At 61.5% G+C, this 17,134-nt stretch carries 19 protein-coding genes; 8 read left to right on the forward strand and 11 right to left on the reverse strand.

Annotated features, from left to right (window positions below; genetic code table 11):
• The first annotated feature begins 198 nt into the window (after positions 1-198).
• On the forward strand, positions 199-2,622 hold the full coding sequence (gene plsB, locus G5182_RS18995; protein ID WP_019446525.1) for a glycerol-3-phosphate 1-O-acyltransferase PlsB: 2,424 nt from the start codon (positions 199-201) through the stop codon (positions 2,620-2,622).
• 69 nt (positions 2,623-2,691) lie between these two features.
• Here the strand turns inward: plsB and ubiA are convergent, their stop codons facing one another.
• Together ubiA and G5182_RS19005 are read right to left on the reverse strand one after the other, a co-directional pair.
• Positions 2,692-3,561 carry a 4-hydroxybenzoate octaprenyltransferase gene (ubiA, locus tag G5182_RS19000; RefSeq protein ID WP_005339536.1) on the reverse strand — a complete coding sequence of 290 codons (870 nt, stop codon included), beginning with the start codon at positions 3,559-3,561 and terminating at the stop codon, positions 2,692-2,694.
• Positions 3,558-4,094, reverse strand: a complete 537-nt coding sequence (locus G5182_RS19005) for a chorismate--pyruvate lyase family protein (RefSeq protein WP_005339534.1) — start codon at positions 4,092-4,094, stop codon at positions 3,558-3,560. The genes ubiA and G5182_RS19005 overlap by 4 nt, the downstream gene beginning before the upstream one ends.
• A 145-nt stretch (positions 4,095-4,239) precedes the next feature.
• On the opposite strand from G5182_RS19005, the gene G5182_RS19010 reads away from it, so the two are divergent.
• Both G5182_RS19010 and G5182_RS19015 read left to right on the forward strand, forming a co-directional pair.
• A complete protein-coding gene (locus G5182_RS19010; RefSeq protein WP_216952370.1) occupies positions 4,240-4,680 on the forward strand; it encodes a flagellar basal body-associated FliL family protein in 441 nt (146 codons plus the stop codon).
• A 112-nt stretch (positions 4,681-4,792) separates the two neighbouring features.
• A complete protein-coding gene (locus G5182_RS19015; RefSeq protein WP_098971330.1) occupies positions 4,793-4,957 on the forward strand; it encodes a hypothetical protein in 165 nt (54 codons plus the stop codon).
• Between the two features lie 18 nt (positions 4,958-4,975).
• On the opposite strand, the gene G5182_RS19020 is transcribed toward G5182_RS19015, so the two are convergent.
• The 4 genes from G5182_RS19020 to G5182_RS19035 form a co-directional block, all read right to left on the reverse strand.
• Positions 4,976-5,308, reverse strand: coding sequence for a DUF2799 domain-containing protein (locus tag G5182_RS19020; protein ID WP_216952374.1), 333 nt, complete (start codon positions 5,306-5,308; stop codon positions 4,976-4,978).
• 137 nt (positions 5,309-5,445) lie between these two features.
• Positions 5,446-5,583, reverse strand: coding sequence for a hypothetical protein (locus tag G5182_RS19025; RefSeq protein WP_216952376.1), 138 nt, complete (start codon positions 5,581-5,583; stop codon positions 5,446-5,448).
• A 74-nt stretch (positions 5,584-5,657) separates the two neighbouring features.
• Positions 5,658-6,638 (reverse strand): MDR family oxidoreductase, encoded by a 981-nt coding sequence (locus tag G5182_RS19030; protein ID WP_227341729.1) that lies wholly within the window; start codon positions 6,636-6,638, stop codon positions 5,658-5,660.
• 32 nt (positions 6,639-6,670) lie between these two features.
• Positions 6,671-7,693, reverse strand: a complete 1,023-nt coding sequence (locus tag G5182_RS19035; protein ID WP_115522531.1) for a LacI family DNA-binding transcriptional regulator — start codon at positions 7,691-7,693, stop codon at positions 6,671-6,673.
• A gap of 251 nt (positions 7,694-7,944) precedes the next feature.
• Here G5182_RS19035 and G5182_RS19040 point away from each other — a divergent pair, with 251 nt between their 5' ends.
• Genes G5182_RS19040 through G5182_RS19050 form a run of 3 tightly spaced genes read left to right on the forward strand, consistent with a single transcriptional unit; the run spans position 7,945 to position 10,022 of the window.
• The gene (locus G5182_RS19040) at positions 7,945-8,388 is read left to right on the forward strand and encodes a PTS sugar transporter subunit IIA (protein ID WP_005356016.1); all 444 of its coding nucleotides are present in this window, start codon (positions 7,945-7,947) and stop codon (positions 8,386-8,388) included.
• A gap of 35 nt (positions 8,389-8,423) precedes the next feature.
• A complete protein-coding gene (locus G5182_RS19045) occupies positions 8,424-8,711 on the forward strand; it encodes a PTS sugar transporter subunit IIB (protein WP_227341728.1) in 288 nt (95 codons plus the stop codon).
• A 51-nt stretch (positions 8,712-8,762) separates the two neighbouring features.
• Positions 8,763-10,022 (forward strand): PTS ascorbate transporter subunit IIC, encoded by a 1,260-nt coding sequence (locus tag G5182_RS19050; protein ID WP_042030406.1) that lies wholly within the window; start codon positions 8,763-8,765, stop codon positions 10,020-10,022.
• 78 nt (positions 10,023-10,100) lie between these two features.
• Here G5182_RS19050 and waaA read toward each other — a convergent pair whose 3' ends face one another.
• On the reverse strand, positions 10,101-11,366 hold the full coding sequence (gene waaA, locus G5182_RS19055; RefSeq protein ID WP_421254641.1) for a lipid IV(A) 3-deoxy-D-manno-octulosonic acid transferase: 1,266 nt from the start codon (positions 11,364-11,366) through the stop codon (positions 10,101-10,103).
• Position 11,367: 1 nt separating this feature from the next.
• Positions 11,368-12,402 (reverse strand): lipopolysaccharide heptosyltransferase II, encoded by a 1,035-nt coding sequence (gene waaF / locus G5182_RS19060; RefSeq protein ID WP_227341726.1) that lies wholly within the window; start codon positions 12,400-12,402, stop codon positions 11,368-11,370.
• A gap of 276 nt (positions 12,403-12,678) precedes the next feature.
• On the opposite strand from waaF, the gene G5182_RS19065 reads away from it, so the two are divergent.
• Positions 12,679-13,455 carry a glycosyltransferase family 2 protein gene (locus G5182_RS19065; RefSeq protein WP_227341725.1) on the forward strand — a complete coding sequence of 259 codons (777 nt, stop codon included), beginning with the start codon at positions 12,679-12,681 and terminating at the stop codon, positions 13,453-13,455.
• A gap of 51 nt (positions 13,456-13,506) precedes the next feature.
• Here G5182_RS19065 and G5182_RS19070 read toward each other — a convergent pair whose 3' ends face one another.
• On the reverse strand, positions 13,507-14,544 hold the full coding sequence (locus G5182_RS19070; RefSeq protein ID WP_227341724.1) for a glycosyltransferase family 9 protein: 1,038 nt from the start codon (positions 14,542-14,544) through the stop codon (positions 13,507-13,509).
• 134 nt (positions 14,545-14,678) lie between these two features.
• Between G5182_RS19070 and coaD the strand changes: the two genes are divergently transcribed.
• A complete protein-coding gene (gene coaD, locus G5182_RS19075) occupies positions 14,679-15,161 on the forward strand; it encodes a pantetheine-phosphate adenylyltransferase (protein WP_040069411.1) in 483 nt (160 codons plus the stop codon).
• 106 nt (positions 15,162-15,267) lie between these two features.
• Here the strand turns inward: coaD and G5182_RS19080 are convergent, their stop codons facing one another.
• Together G5182_RS19080 and mutM are read right to left on the reverse strand one after the other, a co-directional pair.
• The gene (locus tag G5182_RS19080) at positions 15,268-16,140 is read right to left on the reverse strand and encodes a VirK/YbjX family protein (protein WP_216952390.1); all 873 of its coding nucleotides are present in this window, start codon (positions 16,138-16,140) and stop codon (positions 15,268-15,270) included.
• A 177-nt stretch (positions 16,141-16,317) separates the two neighbouring features.
• Complete coding sequence (gene mutM / locus G5182_RS19085; RefSeq protein ID WP_005357390.1) at positions 16,318-17,130, reverse strand: bifunctional DNA-formamidopyrimidine glycosylase/DNA-(apurinic or apyrimidinic site) lyase; 813 nt, start codon at positions 17,128-17,130, stop codon at positions 16,318-16,320.
• Between the last annotated feature and the right edge of the window lie 4 nt (positions 17,131-17,134).

Below are 17,134 nucleotides of genomic sequence, written 5' to 3' on the forward strand. Positions count from 1 at the left end.
GGCACCTGTCTTTTTATACAGCACACTGGCAGTATATACAGTGCAGTGGCCAAGGCAAGGCGCAGCTGACATTTGTCGCGACCAACCCCTCATTTACTACTGTTTTGATCCTGCGCAGCCGACTCATCGTACCTCTCGGCGACAAGGGGCTGTCGATTTGCTATGCTCACGCCGCATTTTTTTGGAGAGCAGACGCACATGTCCCTAGGACAGAAGATTTCCAGAGCCATCTTGCAATGGCCGGTCAGCGGCTTGGTCAATCACAAGAGCCTGCCGGAAAATCCCATCACAGAACTCAATCTGGATCCGGCCAGACCCATCGTCTATGCCCTGAAAACCAGTTCGATCACCGACCTGATGACCCTGCAGCAGTGCTGCGAGGATCTCGGTCTGCCCGGTCCCTTCACGCCGCTGGAGCTCAACGGCCAGCTGCTGCCGCGCTATGTCTGTCTGGATCGTCCGCCTCCCCTGTTTGGCAAACGCAGCAAACCGCTCCCCTTCCTGCAGGAGTTCCACCAGCTGCTGGATCTGCACAAGCAGGATCCCGAGCTGGATATCCAGGTGGTGCCCGTCACCCTGTTCTGGGGCCGAGCTCCGGGTCGGGAAGGCGAGGAGGCCTCCGGCCTCAACATCATCAGCAGCCTGGCGCCGAACCGGCTGAAGAAGGCGCTCATCGTGATCCTCAAGGGTCGCGAGAATCTGGTGCGCTTCTCGCCGCCGCTCTCCCTGCGCTACATGGCGGACAAACACGGCACCGACGAGGCGATCGCCCACAAGCTGGCACGAGTGGCCCGTACCCACTTCAGCCGCCAGCAGCTGGCCGCTACCGGCCCGAAACTGCCGAACCGCAACCTGCTGTTCAAGCAGTTGCTCGACTCCGCGGTGATCCAGCAGGCGATTGAAGAGGAGGCCCAGCGCGAGGGGATCAGCCTCGAGAAGGCGCAAAAGCGCGCCCATGGCTACATGGACGAGATCGCCTCCAACTTCTCTTACCGGCTGATCCGCCTGGGCGAGAGCTTCCTTGGCTGGCTGTGGAACAAGCTCTACCGCGGCTTGTCGGTCAATGGCGCCGAGAAGGTACGCCAGCTGGCGCAGGAAGGGCACGAGATCGTCTACGTCCCCTGCCACCGCAGCCACATGGACTACCTGCTGCTCTCCTACGTCATCTACCACCAGGGGATGGTGCCGCCCCATATCGCGGCAGGCATCAACCTCAACTTCTGGCCGGCGGGCCCCATCTTCCGCCACGGCGGCGCCTTCTTCATTCGCCGCACCTTCAAGGGCAACCCGCTCTACAGCACGGTATTCCGGGAATACCTCAACCTGCTGTTTGCCAAGGGTTACTCGGTAGAGTTCTTCACCGAAGGCGGTCGCTCCCGTACCGGCCGTCTGCTGCCGCCCAAGACCGGCATGCTGGCGATGACCCTGCAGGCGATGATGCGCGGGCTGGACAGGCCGGTCACTCTGGTGCCGGTCTATCTGGGTTACGAGCACGTGATGGAGGTGAACACCTACCACAACGAGCTCAAGGGGAGTCGCAAGGAGAAAGAGAGCTTCCTGCAGGTGCTCGGCATCCTGCGCAAGCTGCGCAACTACGGCCGTGGCTTCGTCAACTTCGGCGAGCCGCTGACTCTCAACAGCTACCTGAGCGAACACATCCCCGACTGGAAAAAGCACATCGGGGAAGAGGAGCGTCCGGAGTGGATGGCGGGCACCGTCAACAATCTGGCCGAACTGCTGATGACCCGCATCAACGGCGCTGCCGCGGTCAACGGCCTGACCCTGAGCGCGCTGGCGCTGCTGGCCGCCGAGCGCCACGCCCTGACCCGCGACGAGTTGCAGGCCCAGCTCAACACCTATCTGGATCTGCTCAAAGCGGTGCCCTACAGCCCGCAGAGCACCATTCCGGATGAGGATGCCAAGACCCTGCTGGATCAGGCGATGGAGCTCAACAAGTTCGAAGTGAGCGAGGACAAGCTGGGGCAGATCATCAGTCTCGACCGCTATCAGGCGATCCTGCTGACCTACTACCGCAACAACATTCTCCACCTGTTCGCCATGCCCTCTCTGGTGGCGGCATTGATCGAACGGTGCGAGGGGATCTCCCGCAGCGAGATCATGGCCCGCTGCATCGACATCTATCCGCTGCTCAAGACCGAGCTGTTCCTGCGTTATGAAGAGGAGGAGTTACCAGCGCTGGTCGACAGCCTGCTCGACGCGCTGCAAACCCAGCAACTGATCGAGACCCGCGATGACGGCTACTGGGTCAATCCGGCCAACCAGATGCGCCTGCTGCTGCTGGCGGAGAGTATTCAGGAGACCCTGCAACGCTACGCCATCGTGCTGACCCGGGTACTGGCCCAGCCTCATATCGAAGCGGAGCAGCTGGAGGCGGACGGCCTGATGATGGCAGAGCGCCTCGGCACCCTGCACGGCATCAACGCCCCCGAGTTCTTCGACCAGAAGCTGTTCAGCACCCTGATCCACACCTTGCGCAAAGAGGGTTACCTCTCCCCAGAGTGCAAGCCGGATCTCGGCCGCTTCCAGGCGCTGGCCGACAATATAGTGCCGCTGCTGAGCAACAAGATCCGCCGCACCATTCAGGCAGGCAATCAGCTCTGATCTGCAACGCAAACAAAGAAGGCCGCATCATGCGGCCTTCTTTTTTATCGGAGTCTGCGCGGGAACATGTCACGCCAGCAGGTAATCGAGCACCAGACCGGCAAACACCAGCGCCCCCACATAGTTGTTGTTGAGAAACGCCTGGAAGCAGGCTTCCCGCTGCCGCTCGCGAATGAGCCGCTGCTGATAGACAAACAGCACCGCCGCCCCCAGCAATCCCCAGTAATACCAGCCCCCCAGCGTCATCAGCTGCCCGACCGCCAGCAACAGCAGCAGCGTCGAGAGTTGCAGTGCGCCGATGATCCGCTTGTCGTAACGACCAAACAGGATGGCGCTGGATTTGAGGCCGATCTTGAGGTCGTCATCCCGATCCACCATGGCGTACTGGGTGTCGTAAGCCACCGTCCAGAGCAGGTTGGCGAAAAAGAGCAGCCAGGCCACCAGCGGCAGAGCATCCGCCTGCGCCGCATAGGCCATCGGGATCGACCAGGAGAAGGCCATCCCGAGCACCAGCTGAGGGTTCGAGATAAAGCGCTTCATAAAGGGGTAGCTCACCGCCAGCAGCAGGGCGACAAACGACAGACCGATGGTGAGCGGATTCATGGTCAGCACCAGACCAAAGGAGATAAGCGCCAGCACGAAGAAGAGCGCCAGCACCTCCCACGGCTTGACTCTACCCGTAGGCAAGGGGCGACCAGCGGTGCGTTTGACGTGGCCATCGAAGTTGCGATCCGCATAGTCGTTGATGACGCACCCTGCCGAGCGCATCAGAAAGACCCCGACCACAAACACGGTCAGCACCCAGAGATTGGGCAGGCCACCAGCGGCCAGCCAGAGCGCCCACAGGGTTGGCCACAGCAGCAGCAGAGTACCTATGGGTTTGTCGACGCGGGCCAACTGCATGTAGGCAAGTCCCCGCTCCTTGGTTAACAGGTTCACTCCAGCTCCTTGTCACAGACGAGAGAGGGCAGAAACAGCTCGTGCACCAGCAGTGGCCACTGCCCCAGAAACAGACGGGAACGACGCCCCCAGACAGTGGCGGCCGGGCAACGAGGATTGGCGGCAATATCGAAACGGGCCAGCTGCAGGTGATCACGGCGGGCAGGCTCATGGCCAAATACCCGCTCACCCAGCGGCTGCTCGCCAAGCTCGGCAATGCCGCTCCCTTGCAATGCGTCATCGGCAAACAGGGTCCAGCCCAGCACGGCGGGCCCACGATCCCCGTGCAGGATCACCTCGCGGCAGGTACCGGCCGGCGAGGCCGAATCCACCAGCCACTGCTCATCGGCAGTAAGGGCGACCGGGTGATTGCCCAGCCACTCCACCGAAAAGTGGCGATTGTGCTGACGCAGCCGCCGGGTCATGGAGCCGGGCTCCAGCAGCCAAGGGCGCAGGCTGGCGGGCAATTCGCAACATTCGGGGGCCAGCCACCCGCTTAACGGCGTGAGGGGAACAGTCAACTCGGACTTCACAGCTTCACCATCCAGAGATTTCCGTGTTCAGGTTAAAATCCGGTTTATTATCCGTAAATCAATAGCGAAATGTAAGAACATCCGTGCTTGACGGCCCCGATGGCAACATCAAAAATGGGTTATCTCTTGCTGATGAGCCATCTATATGAAGATCTTCAAAATTCTGCTGGTGTTGTTACTGAGCTGTGGTGCGCTGCATGTACAAGCCTCATCCGAAGAAGAGCCGCCCGCAGAGGGAGAAGAAGCAGCCGCAGCCGCCAAGCCGGGCTTTTCCTACCACGCGCTCGACCCCGACATCATCACCAACTACCTGAGCAACGGCAAAACCCTCGGTTATGTCCGAGTCACGGTGGAGCTAATGGCGGAAAACGAAGCCGACCTCAAGCTGCTGGAGCAGCATGACCCGCTGATCCGAGATACCATCATTCGTTTGATGGGCAGCAAGAGCGCCGAGCAGATCAAATCCCTGGTCAGCCGTGAAGAGTTGCGCAAGGAGTGCGAAACCAAGGTCAACGAACTGCTGGTGAAAGAGACCGGCAAGAAAGCGGTGCGCGAGCTCATCTTCACCAAGTTCCTTTACCAGTAATCCCTCCCGAAACAATCGCTTATTGGCATAACGGCCAATAAGCGAGCTTTACCGATTCACTCGAAATGAAAATCGATTACAATACGGCCGTCGAGTCTTAGAGGTAGTCGTTATGGGCAGCAAGACCCTGTGTGAGTGGCGTCGCCACGAGATCCCCACTGATCTCAAAGCGTTGCGCAAAATTGTTCGCAAGCCGAAATTCGTCTGCGGCAAGTGCGCCCGCAGCGCCAATGACAAGGGTTACCTCTGCCAGCCACTCCGCTTGAAAGAGGAGTAACCCCTCACGGTCAGTGCACTATTGATCGGTCCAACCCTGTCGTCCCTGCTCGAACAATCTGCGCGCCTGGGTATCGTTCGGGCAGACACCGCGATACTCCTCGCCTGAGCGGCCAGCCAGATAGAGATGCTCGGGGCGGCAATACCATGCCAATCCCTTCTGATGTCCCTGCTTCCACAGCTCGGTATCCACCTTCTTGCCACACTGGCCCTGATGGAACTCAACCCGTTCGGTGGTGAAGCCCAGCTTGCCGTCAGCCTCCCCCACTTCGCTCCACACCTTCTCGCAAGGGTCATCGTTGGAGACACAGCCCCCCAGCAGGGCCGCCAGCAATATGATGGAAAGTCGCATAGTCATCCTTGAGTGTCGTTTGAGCTGTTCATTCTTGACCAGCCGGGGGATGACCACAAGCAACTTGCATCCACCCTGTGAGCGCACCAAAAAAATCAGGCGGGCACAATGCCCGCCTGTTCATTCAATGCTATGGATCACGGGTTGTTGAAGGGGTCATCGAAGGGATCATCGTCCTGCCAGCCTTCTTCTTCCCACTGATCCAGCTCTTCTTCCCAGGAATCCGGCTCCCAATCATCATCAGAGGAGTCGTAATCCGGCTTGTGTCCACCCATCTTCACTCTCCTTGGATAGTTCACCCGCACTCCAATTTTATCCGGAATTGTCGGGCTCGCCAGTCAGAGGGAGTTCAAAGTTTGACCAAGGTGCGGCCGGCGATCTGGCCTTGCGTGATGGCCTCGGCGGCCTCCACTACCTGCTCCAGCCCAATCTCGGTGACCGCCTGTTCAAAGAAGCTGGCAGGCAGATCCCGTGCCAGTCGCTGCCACGCCAGTTGGCGACGTTCAAACGGGCACATCACCGAATCGACCCCCTGCAACCGCACATTACGCAGGATAAAGGGCATCACACTGGTCGGCAGATCGAAACCGCCCGCCAACCCACAGGCCGCCACGGCGCCGCCATAGTTCATCTGGGCCAGCAGCTTGGCCAGCACCTGACTGCCGACGGTATCGATGGCACCGGCCCAAAGCTGCTTCTCCAGCGGTTTGGCAGGCACCAGCAGCTCGCTGCGCGGCACGATGCGGCTGGCACCCAGCGCAGTGAGCATGGCGTCCTGCTCTTCGGGACGACCGGTCAGCGCCGCCACCTGATAGCCAAGGGCCGCCAGCAGGGCAACCGAGGTGGAGCCCACACCGCCTGCCGCACCGGTGACCAGCACCTCGCCACTTGCGGGAGTAATACCCGCCTCTTCCAGTGCCAGCACGCAGAGCATGGCGGTGAGACCGGCGGTACCGATGCACATGGCCTGCCGTTCATCCAGCCCGGCGGGCAACGGCACCAGCCAGTCCCCTTTGACCCGCGCCTGTTCGGCCATGCCGCCCCAGTGGCCTTCACCCACGCCCCAACCGGTCAGCACCACCTTGTCGCCGGTCTGATAGCGGCTGTCGGCAGATTCGAGCACGGTACCGGCGAAGTCGATACCGGGCACCAGCGGCCACTGGCGCACGATCTTGCCCTTGCCGGTGATAGCCAGCCCATCCTTGTAGTTGATCGAGCTGTAAGCGACCGCCACCCGCACTTCACCTTCCGGCAACTGGCTCTCGGCCAGCCGGGTCAGAGTCGGTACAGTTTTGCCGTCTTGGTTTTCCAGTAACAGAGCCTTGAACATGGTTGCCTCTTTGATGACGTGTGAAACGGGGATCAGCTGCTTTGACGCTTTTGCAGTTGAAAATCGAGAGCCAGAGCGGTGCCCATCACGGGCTCCCCGGCCAGTTGGCGCAGGATCAGCTCGGCAGCCTCCTGCCCCATTTTGCGATAGGGGATCCTGACCGAAGTAAGGGTCGGATAACAGGCGCGCGCCACATCCAGATCGTCAAATCCGGCGATGGCGAGTTTGCCCGGCACATTCAAATGGCGGCGCTGGCACTCGAACAGCACCCCGGCCGCCAGTTCGTCGTTGACACAGATCAGCGCGTCCAGCTCGGGCCAACGCAGCAGAAATTCACCCAGCATAGTGGCGCCGGTACTGAAGCTGGGCCGCTCCGAGGTGTTGATGATGGCATCGGGGGAGAGGTAGTTGTCGAGCAGCGCCTTCTGCCAGCCCTGCATCCGCTGTTGCAGCATCCACTGCTCCTGACGGGCGCAGAGAAAACCGATATTGCGGTAGCCCCGCTCGATAAGGTGGCGGGTGAGCTGATAACCGGCATCGAAGTTGGAGACTCCCACATTCATATCGATGGGGCTGCGGGCCATAGCACCCACTTCCACCACCGGCAGGCGGGAGGCTTTCAGGCGAGTACGGATCGTCTCGCCGGGATCGCCACCAAACAGCACCACCGCCGCCGGATTGTGCTGCAAAAAGCTGGTCAGCAGGCGCTCTTCCTGCTGTTTCAGATGCTGGGCATCCCCCAGCATGATCTGGTAACCCTCCTCGAGCAGGGTCTGTTGCAGGCCAGCGATCATCTCGCCACAGCCCGCTTCCGCCAGACTCGGGACGATCACTACGATGGTCTGGGAAGTCGCAGAGGCCAACGCCCCGGCGGCCCGATTGGGGATATAGCCGAGCTCTTCCACCGCAGCTTCGATGCGCTCACGCATCCTGTCGGAGACCATCTCCGGCGTGCGCAGGGCACGGGAAACCGTCATGGCCCCCACACCAGCCAGCTGGGCCACATCGTTGAGGGTCACCCGACCCGTGCTACGGCGCTTCTTTGCTTCTGACATCCATCCCTTCCTCGGCTTGCGGCTGCTCACTTTAAGGCAAAAGAGCGCCACTGACTATTTGCTCAGGGCCGATTCTACCCGCTTTCCCGGATCACGGGGGCAAGATGACTCCCGTTAATGGGTGAAGTGATAGCGCTATCACAGTTTGATGTTAGCGCTATCTGATAGCGCTAACTTTCGCGATCACCCTCACAGTTTCACCACCGCAAGATCGATAGATTGGCGCCATCTTAACTAGCCGGATCACCACCATGCTGACTCAACTGCTGACCGAGGATGTCATCCGCATCGAACCCGCAGCCCGCGACTGGCGTCACGCCATCGAGCTGGCGACGGCGCCCCTGCTGGCCAATGGCACCATCGAACCCTCCTACGTGGCGGCGCTGTTTCGCTCCCATGAAGAGCTCGGCCCCTACTACGTGCTGGGCCCCGGTCTGGCTATGCCCCACGCTCGTCCCGAAGACGGCGTCAACCGGTTGGGTCTGGGGCTGACCGTCATCAAGCAGGGGGTCAACTTCGACTCCGAGGGCAACGACCCGATCCGGCTGCTGATCACCCTGGCCGCCAGCGACAGCAACTCCCACGTGGAGACCATCGCCCAGCTGGCCGAGCTGTTTATGAATGAAGAGGACGTGGCGGCCATCATTGCGGCCGACACCAAAGACGACATCTTGCGCATTCTGGCGCGCTACTAATCTGCGCCAAGGCGCACCTGACAGAGGAAGAGACAATGAAAATTCTGGTTGTATGCGGTCACGGTCTGGGCACCAGCCTGATGATGGAGATGAGCATCAAGAGCATCCTGAAAGAGCTGGCAGTCACCGCCGAAGTGGATCATCGCGATCTGGCCTCCGCCGGCAGCGAAACTGCCGAGATCTTTGTCGCCACCCGTGACATCGCCGAGCAGCTCCAATCCATGGGGGTCAACAGCCGTCTGGTGGCCCTCGACAACATGGTCGACAAGGCCGCGATGAAAGAGAAGCTCGCCACCGCCCTGCGCGAACTGGGCGCCCTCTAAGGATCCTCCATGCGGCCTGCGGGCCGCATCTTCCATTGCCAGGAGCTGACCATGGAATTTTTCAACTTTCTGATGTTTGACGTGCTGTCCGAGCCCGCCGTGCTGGTCGGCCTGATCGCGCTTATCGGCCTGATTGCCCAGAAGAAACCGGTGACCGAGTGCATCAAGGGCACGGTCAAGACCATCATGGGTTTCGTCATTCTGGGGGCCGGTGCCACCCTGGTGATCAACTCGCTGGGTGACTTTGCCGTCATCTTCCAGCACGCCTTCGGCATCAAGGGGGTCGTGCCCAACAACGAAGCCATCGTCTCCATCGCCCAGACCTCGTTTGGCAAGGAGATGGCGATGATCATGTTCTTCGCCATGCTGGTGAACATCCTGATCGCCCGTCTGACCCCGTGGAAATTCATCTTCCTGACCGGTCACCACACCCTGTTCATGTCGATGATGGTGGCGGTGATCCTCTCTGCCGGCGGCATGAGCGGCGTGCCGCTGATCGCGGTGGGCAGTCTGGTGGTCGGTGTCGCCATGGTCTTCTTCCCGGCCATCGCCCACCCCTTCATGAAGCAGATCACCGGCTCCGATGACGTGGCGCTGGGCCACTTCTCCACCTGCTCCTACGTGCTCTCCGCCCTGATCGGCGCCAAGTTCGGCAACAAGGCACACAGCTGCGAAGATGTGCAGGTGCCCAAGAGCCTGCTGTTCCTGCGCGATACCCCGGTGGCCATCTCCTTCACCATGGGTATCATCTTCCTGGTGACCTCCGCCTTCGCCGGCCCCGAGTTTGTCTCCAGCGTCGCCAAGGGCAAGCACTGGTTCATGTTCTCCCTGATGCAGTCCATCACCTTCGCCGCCGGTGTCTACGTCATCCTGCAAGGTGTGCGGATGGTCATCGCCGAGATCGTACCGGCCTTCAAGGGTATCTCCGACAAGCTGGTACCGAACGCCAAGCCGGCACTCGACTGCCCGATCGTCTTCCCCTACGCCCCCAACGCCGTGCTGATCGGCTTCCTGTCGAGCTTTGCCGCCGGTCTGGTGGGGATGGCGCTGCTCTACGCCATGGGCCTGACCGTCATCATCCCGGGCGTGGTACCGCACTTCTTCGTCGGCGCCGCTGCCGGGGTATTCGGCAACGCCACCGGTGGTCGTCGCGGCGCCATTCTGGGTGCCTTCGCCAACGGCCTGCTGCTGCTCACCATTCTGCCGGTGTTCCTGCTGCCGGTGCTGGGCGACCTCGGTTTCGCCAACACCACCTTCAGCGACTCCGACTTCGGTGTGGTCGGCATCCTGCTGGGGCTGATCGTTCGCTAATTCCGGTCACCGCCAAAAACAAAACGGAGCGTATCGCGCTCCGTTTTTTTATGGCTGAGATGTATGAAAGGCTGACACTCAGTCGTTCTCCAACGCAGTGAGGCAGTGCGAGAGGGTACGCGCCAGCGCTCCCTGATTGCGCAGCACAACGGCGCGAGCCTGCTCCCCCATCTCGCGGCGGGCGTTGCCGTCGGCAAACAGCTGGCTCACCCGCTCGCCCAGCTCGGCGGCATCGGCCACAATGGCGGCGCCCCCCTGAGCCACCAGCTGGCGGGTGATGTCGCTGAAGTTGAAGTAGGCGGGACCGGTCAGGCAGGGCTTGCCGAGGGCCGCCGGCTCCAGCAGGTTGTGACCGCCGATCTTCACCAGACTGCCGCCAACGAAGGCCACATCGGCCGCAGCCAGCATCAGCGGCAGCTCGCCCATGGTATCGCCGAGATAGACCTTATCCTCCGCACTCACCGCAGCACCATCAGTGCGCCGCACGCAGCCATAAGGGGCACACTGCTCGGCCACCCGATCGAACCGCTCGGGGTGGCGCGGCACCAGAATGAGCAGCGCGTCGGGATGGCGTTTGAGCAGCAGATCGAAGGCGGCCAGCACCTGCTCGTCCTCACCCAGATGGGTGCTGGCGGCGATCCAGACCGGCCGCTCGGCGCCCAGCAGCTGGCGCAGAGAGCGCCCTTTGGCCTGCACCTCGTCACCAAACTGGATGTCGAACTTGATGGAGCCGGTCACCGCCAGCCGCGAACGATCGATGCCGAGGCGGGCGAAGCGGTCGGCATCATCCTGATGCTGGCAGAGCAGATGGGTCAGCGGCCGGCTCAGGGCGTCGAAAGCACCGTGGAAGCGGGCATAACGCTGGCAGGATCGCTCGGAGAGGCGGGCATTGATGATGGTCACCGGCAGGTGGCGCGCCTCGCAGGCGGCCAGCCAGTTCGGCCACAGCTCGGTCTCCATCACCCAGAGCGCGCGCGGCTTGAAGGTGTCAAGAAAGGCGGCAATGGCCCAGGGGTAGTCGAGTGGCGCGTAGCGATGGATCACCAGATCCCCCAGCTTGGCAGCCTGATCGGCGCCGGTGCGGGTGGTGGTGGTGAGCAGGATCGGCAGATCGGGCAGCTCCGCCTTGAGGGCGCGAATGAGCGGCGTGATGGCCAGCGTCTCCCCCACGCTCACCGCATGGATCCAGAGCGGCGCCTCCTGTCCGGTGGCGGGCAGCCGCCCGAGATGCTCGGCCCAGCGCTTGCCAAAGCCGGGCTTGCCTTTCTTAGGCTTGTAGAGGGCCAGCAGCGCCAGCGGCAATCCCAGATGGATCAGCAGGTTGTAGAGCAGGCGGTAGGGCATCTTACTGACTCTGCTCCAGCTTCTTGCAGGCATCGACCACCTGCTCCGGCGCCAGGTCGATCAGGCACTTGAGATGGCCGAACTTGCAGGTGCGCTTGAAGCAGGGGCGACACTCGATGTCGGTGTGAACGATCTCGACCCGATCCGCCAGCGGCGGGGTGTAGAGTGGCGAGGTGGAGCCATAGACGCCCACCAGCGGCCGGTTGAGGGCGGCGGCGATGTGCATCAGGCCGGAGTCGTTGGAGATGACCCGGCTGGCCAGCGCCATCAGATCGATCGCCTCGTGCAGGCTGGTCTTGCCCGCCAGCACGTGGCAGTTGGGGCGCGTCAGCAGATTGACCCGATCCCGGATGGTATTGGCCACCGGCACATCCTTGTTGGAACCGAAGATCCACACCTGCCACCCCTCGTCCAGATGCTGCTGGGCTACCACGGCGTAGTGCCCTTCAGGCCAGCGCTTGGCCGGGCCGAACTCGGCGCCGGGACAGAGCACCAGCACCGGGCGGGCGCGATCCAGCCCCAGCCGCTCCAGCGCCTTGCTCTGGTTTATCAGATCGACATGGAGCGCCGGATACGGAATGGTCGGGATATCGGCCCGACTCTTCATCTGCGCTTTGGGATAAGCGAGCGCCAGATAGCCCTCCACCATCAGCGGGAAGGCGGACTTGTTGCTGCGCAGGTCGTTGAGCAGGCCATAGCGGCTCTCACCCTTCCAGCCGGTACGCACCGGAATGCGAGCAAACCAGGGGATCAGCGCCGACTTCATGGAGTTGGGCTGGACGATGGCCTGATCGTACTTCTCGGCTGCCAGCTGCTTGCCGAGGCGGCGGCGCGCCACCAGTTTGAAGTCACCGTGGCCAAGGGGCATGGTGATCGCCTTGTCCACCTCCGGCATCCGCTCCAGCAGGGCACAGCACCAGGCGGGGGCCATCACGTGCAGTTCGCACTCCGGATGGTTGGCCTTGATCGCCTTGTAGAGGCTCTGGGACATCACCATATCGCCGACCCAAGAGGGGCCGATCACCAATATTTTCATCACGCGTCTTCTCTCGGGACTGGCCCGGCTGTTAATCATCACTGGGCGAGATTATGCCCCAAGAATGGTCGGATAAATAACAGAAGATCCTTGGCAGACGCTGCCGTCACCCCATTTTTCCAGCGGTGCCCCTCTTCCAACCGGACGAGACGAGACAGGCAAACAGCTGATAGAAACGGGCAATGGCGGCTCTCTCTTTGGCCCATTTTTCCGTTAGAATGGCCCATCAATACGCATTCGACCCGCCAGCCGGGCAATAACCGTGAGCCCCATTTCGTGAAAAAACCGACTCTGGCTGCCGTTCTGATCGTCAAGAATGAAGCCGACAACCTGCGCAAGTGCCTCGCCTCCCTCGACGGACTGGTGGACGAGATCGTCATTCTGGACTCCGGCAGCCAGGACGAGACCCCGGCCATTGCCGCCGAATTTGGGGCCCGCTTCTTCGTCAACGCCAAGTGGCCCGGCTTTGGCAAACAGCGCCGACTGGCCCAGTCCCACGTGCAATCCGACTGGGTGCTGTGGCTGGATGCCGACGAGCGGCTCACCCCCGAGCTGAAAACCGCCATAGCCAACGTGATGACCAATCCGGCCAGCGATACCATCTACTCGATCCCGCGCCTCTCCTGGGTGTTTGGCCGCTTTATTCGCCACAGTGGCTGGTATCCGGATCGGGTGCTGCGCCTCTATCCCAAGGCACTCACCAGCTACAACGAGGCGCTGGTGCACGAGAAGGTGGAGGTGCGCGCCAACATGAAGATCGTCAACCTCTACGGCGACCTGCACCACTTCACCTATCGGGATCTGGAGCACTATCTGGTCAAATCGGCCGGTTATGCCCGCGCCTGGGCCGATCAGCGCACCGCTCGCGGCAAGAAGGGCTCCCTCAGTCAGGGGCTGATGCATGCCGTCGGCTGCTTCATCAAGATGTACCTGCTCAAGGCTGGCTTCCTCGATGGCAAGCAGGGGTTGCTGCTGGCGATCCTCTCCGCCCACTCCACCTTCGTCAAATACGCCGACCTCTGGGTGCGCCAGCAACCGCAGCAGCCGGAATAACCGTCATACGAAACAGGGCACCACGGGGCCCTGTTTACATTGCTGCATACGTTATTTGCGCCAGAAAGGCGCCGCCCAGCGGGCCATCACCGGCACCATGGTCTTGGGATCGAGCTGGCTCATATCCTCAGGATGGTCGCTATCCTCCGGCGGGCTGAAGGCAAGGTGACGCCCTTCGCTGTTGAGGGGCTTCCAGCGCAGCGGAGTCGCGGAGCGGCGCATCGGGAAGAAACCGATAGTCGGCACATCGAGCGCACCGGCGATATGGAGCGGGCCGGTACTGCCAGCGATAAACAGGGCTGCGTTGGCCAGCACCTGACAGAACATCGGCAGACCATCGCTGGAGCGGTAGATCCAGCCATTGCCACCGTGGGCCAGCAACTCGGCCGCCAGCTGTTCGGCCATCTTCTCCTCGCCCGGGCCTGCGGTCAGCACACACTGCAGCTCGGGGCAGGCCTGATTGAGCTTGATGATGATGCGAGCATACTGCTCGATGGAGAGGTTGTTGGCCGAACCGCCGCTACCGGCATGTACCATCAGCCAGGGGCGACTGGTATCGAGCTTGAGCTTGAGCGCCAGCTGCTCGCGCACCTGCCGCAGAGTCTCCTCATCGAACTGCAGGAAGGGGGTCTTGGGCTCCACCACGGCGACCTGATGATCGGTCAGGAAGCGACGGATCAGCTCCAGATTGTACTCGGACTCCGGCTTCTGGGAACGGGAGCGACGCTGCACCAGTCGCTGGTTGTAGAGCACCTGCGCCAGCTTGGTCGCCGGCGCCAGCCGATAAGGGATGTGTGCCTTCCACACCAGCATGGCGTTGCGGGAGTTGGAGAAGAGGCAGATGGACGCGTCGAACGCCGCCGCCTTGATCCGCGCCAGCAGCGCTCGCTGTTGCTCCTTGTCGGCCCGCACGCCCGGATCGATGATCACCTCGTCAATCCAGGGGCAGAGCCGGGCCAGCGGGGCCGTGTAGGCCGGAACCAGGGCAGTCACATGACACTCCATGGAGCCTTTGAGCATGGCGAAACTCGGCCACGCCAGCATGAAGTCACCAATCTTGTCATTGCGAACGACCAGAATACGTTTCATAAAAAATCCCTTTGCTCCCTGTCACCAATGCAGGGAGGCTTGATGCGCGATGGCGTATTCTTGCCTGATGCACTGCTATTCTCAAGCGACGACCTTATAATGCGACCAAATTTCCAGGTTGCAGGACCGCAAAGATGACTACCAGGGTGATCTATCCCGGGACGTTTGATCCCGTTACCAATGGCCACGCCGATCTCATCGGCCGCGCCGCCAAGCTGTTTGACGAGGTGGTGGTCGGTGTCGCCAACAGCCCGAGCAAGCGACCTCTGTTCGATCTGGCAGAACGTGTCCAGCTTGTCCAGCAAGTGACCAGCACGCTTCCCAACGTCAAGGTGGTGGGCTTCTCCGGTCTGCTGGTCGATTTCGCCAAAGAGCATCAGGCCAACGTGCTGATCCGCGGCCTGCGCGCCGTCTCCGACTTCGAGTACGAGTTTCAGCTGGCCAATATGAACCGCCGCCTGATGCCTGAGCTGGAAAGCGTCTTCCTCACCCCGGCCGAGGAGAACTCCTTTATCTCCTCCACCCTGGTGAAAGAGGTGGCGCTGCACGGTGGCGACATCCGCCAGTTTGTCGACCCCGTGGTGGCCCAAGCCATCGCCGCCAAACAGAAAGGGTGATTCCCTTCCACACTGGCCATTCCCGACGGCAACAACGAACAAGGGCTACCCACGGGTAGCCCTTGTTGTATCTTTCTCGTTATAGAGAGGTCAGCATGCTTGCCGGTTACTGACGGGCAAACCGCTCATTCATCTCCTGCACCAGCAGATCGAGCCACTCGTAGCGGCGCCGGTACATGGCCCGCTTCTTGGAGGCGATCTCCTCCAGCGGCTTGCGCGGCTGGGCTTGCAGGGCGACGAAGTTGGCATCCACATCCCGGGCGCCGAATTCCTGCCACAGCTCGTCATAATCGGCCTGCAGGTTGGCTTTTTGCTTGCTGCTGTAGCGCCTAGCCTGAAACACGTGGGCACGCTTGCGCACCGCCAGCACCTCCGCCGCCCCCATGCTCTGCGCCAGTTGCAGCACCAGCTGCACCAGCAGGGATTTGGGCCGCAGGCCGTGTCCCTCTTTGGTCAGCTCGCGCACCCGATCCTGAGCATTGTCGACCGCAGGCTCCGGCCCCTGCATGGAGCCGATCATCAGAATCAAACGATCCACGCTACCCGCCAGCGAAAAGGCGCAGCTGTAGAGGCGCTGCCCCTCGCCGTTGACGATGGAGAGCGCCAGCTCGGCCTCGCGGCGGAAGGTGCCATCGTGGCGCAGCAGAATGCGGCAGCCACTCTGGGGATAGTGCCCCAGCGCGATCCCCTCGCCCAGATAGAGGGGGTCGATCAGCTGCGGGTAGCACTCCAGCAGCAACCGGTAGTGATTTTCCAGCATCTCGGCCCGCTCACGGGCGCTGGCACAGGCGAAGCGATAGGGTCGCATAGGCTTGTCGAGCAGCTCGGGATAGACCGCTGGCAGTGCCTTGAGCGAGTCGCACTGAAACAGGCTGAAGACCCGGCTCAGCGACTTGCGATAGAGCAGGCTGCGCAGCACGAACTTGCCGCGATTGAAGGTTTTCCGGTCACATCCCTCGGGGTAGAGGAAGCGGGCCATGGATTTTGCGCAATAGCGCTCCTGCCGGGATAAATATTCCCAGTCTATTGATTTTAAAGTCATTTCTAGTTCTCAAACCGCCTGAACGGCCGCTGATACTAGTAATGACTGCGCAAATATTCAACAGCCTGGAAATATGCTGTTACAACTTCCCCCGGATCGGGGAAAAAAGTACGCTCAGCGCTGGCAATGACTGCAAAAAACCGTGGTACGCTGCCCCATTCTTGTCTCGGTCAGCAGGGTGTGACAGTGGAAACAGGGCTGACCGCCACGGCCGTAGACCTGCAACTGCTGCACGAAATAGCCTGGCTTGCCATCGGCACTGGTGAAATCCTTGAGGGTGGTGCCGCCCTGCCGGATGGCTTCGGCCAACACCCGCTTGATCTCGGCCACCAGGGTTCCCAGCCGCTCGGCGCTGATATTGCCCGCCGCCCGTTTGGGGTGAATGCCGGCGGCATAGAGCGCCTCGTTGGCGTAGATGTTGCCTACCCCGACCACCACCTGATTGTCCATCAGGAACTGCTTGATGGCAGTGCTGCGCCCCTTGGCACGCCCCTGCAGGTAATCAGCACTGAAGGCATCGGTGAGCGGCTCGGGCCCCAGCTTGGCGAGCAGCGCGTGGGCTTCGGCCGGTTCCCTGGTCCAGAGCAGGGCGCCGAAGCGGCGCGGATCGTTTAGCCGCAGCAGCTTGCCATTCTCCAGCTCGATATCCACATGGTCGTGCTTCTCGGCCGGGGTGCCGATATCCAGTACCCGCAGGCTGCCGGACATCCCCAGATGGAGGATGGCGGTGCCGAAATCGGTCTCCAGCAGCAGGTATTTGGCACGGCGGCGCACCCGATGGATGGTGAGGTCCACCAGCTCCTGAATCTCACCGGGGATCGGCCAGCGCAGGCGGCCATCCCGCACCACCACGCGCGTCACCTTGATACCGGTGAGCCAGGGGGAGATCCCCTGACGGCTGACTTCAACTTCTGGCAATTCAGGCATGGGT

This window comes from Aeromonas sp. 600948, from assembly GCF_049174875.1.
Lineage (GTDB): Bacteria > Pseudomonadota > Gammaproteobacteria > Enterobacterales > Aeromonadaceae > Aeromonas > Aeromonas veronii_A.

Excerpts from the sequence above, each read along its gene's own strand:
- G5182_RS19020 (WP_216952374.1), bottom strand. The coding sequence starts at position 5,308 with ATGCGACTTTCCATCATATTGCTGGCGGCCCTGCTGGGGGGCTGTGTC.
- G5182_RS19040 (WP_005356016.1), top strand. The coding sequence starts at position 7,945 with ATGCTGACTCAACTGCTGACCGAGGATGTCATCCGCATCGAACCCGCA.
- waaF (WP_227341726.1), bottom strand. The coding sequence starts at position 12,402 with ATGAAAATATTGGTGATCGGCCCCTCTTGGGTCGGCGATATGGTGATG.
- G5182_RS19010 (WP_216952370.1), top strand. The coding sequence starts at position 4,240 with ATGAAGATCTTCAAAATTCTGCTGGTGTTGTTACTGAGCTGTGGTGCG.
- mutM (WP_005357390.1), bottom strand. The coding sequence starts at position 17,130 with ATGCCTGAATTGCCAGAAGTTGAAGTCAGCCGTCAGGGGATCTCCCCC.
- G5182_RS19035 (WP_115522531.1), bottom strand. The coding sequence starts at position 7,693 with ATGTCAGAAGCAAAGAAGCGCCGTAGCACGGGTCGGGTGACCCTCAAC.
- waaA (WP_421254641.1), bottom strand. The coding sequence starts at position 11,366 with ATGCCCTACCGCCTGCTCTACAACCTGCTGATCCATCTGGGATTGCCG.
- G5182_RS19080 (WP_216952390.1), bottom strand. The coding sequence starts at position 16,140 with ATGGCCCGCTTCCTCTACCCCGAGGGATGTGACCGGAAAACCTTCAAT.
- G5182_RS19025 (WP_216952376.1), bottom strand. The coding sequence starts at position 5,583 with ATGGGTGGACACAAGCCGGATTACGACTCCTCTGATGATGATTGGGAG.
- plsB (WP_019446525.1), top strand. The coding sequence starts at position 199 with ATGTCCCTAGGACAGAAGATTTCCAGAGCCATCTTGCAATGGCCGGTC.
- G5182_RS19030 (WP_227341729.1), bottom strand. The coding sequence starts at position 6,638 with ATGTTCAAGGCTCTGTTACTGGAAAACCAAGACGGCAAAACTGTACCG.
- G5182_RS19045 (WP_227341728.1), top strand. The coding sequence starts at position 8,424 with ATGAAAATTCTGGTTGTATGCGGTCACGGTCTGGGCACCAGCCTGATG.
- G5182_RS19050 (WP_042030406.1), top strand. The coding sequence starts at position 8,763 with ATGGAATTTTTCAACTTTCTGATGTTTGACGTGCTGTCCGAGCCCGCC.
- coaD (WP_040069411.1), top strand. The coding sequence starts at position 14,679 with ATGACTACCAGGGTGATCTATCCCGGGACGTTTGATCCCGTTACCAAT.
- G5182_RS19070 (WP_227341724.1), bottom strand. The coding sequence starts at position 14,544 with ATGAAACGTATTCTGGTCGTTCGCAATGACAAGATTGGTGACTTCATG.
- G5182_RS19015 (WP_098971330.1), top strand. The coding sequence starts at position 4,793 with ATGGGCAGCAAGACCCTGTGTGAGTGGCGTCGCCACGAGATCCCCACT.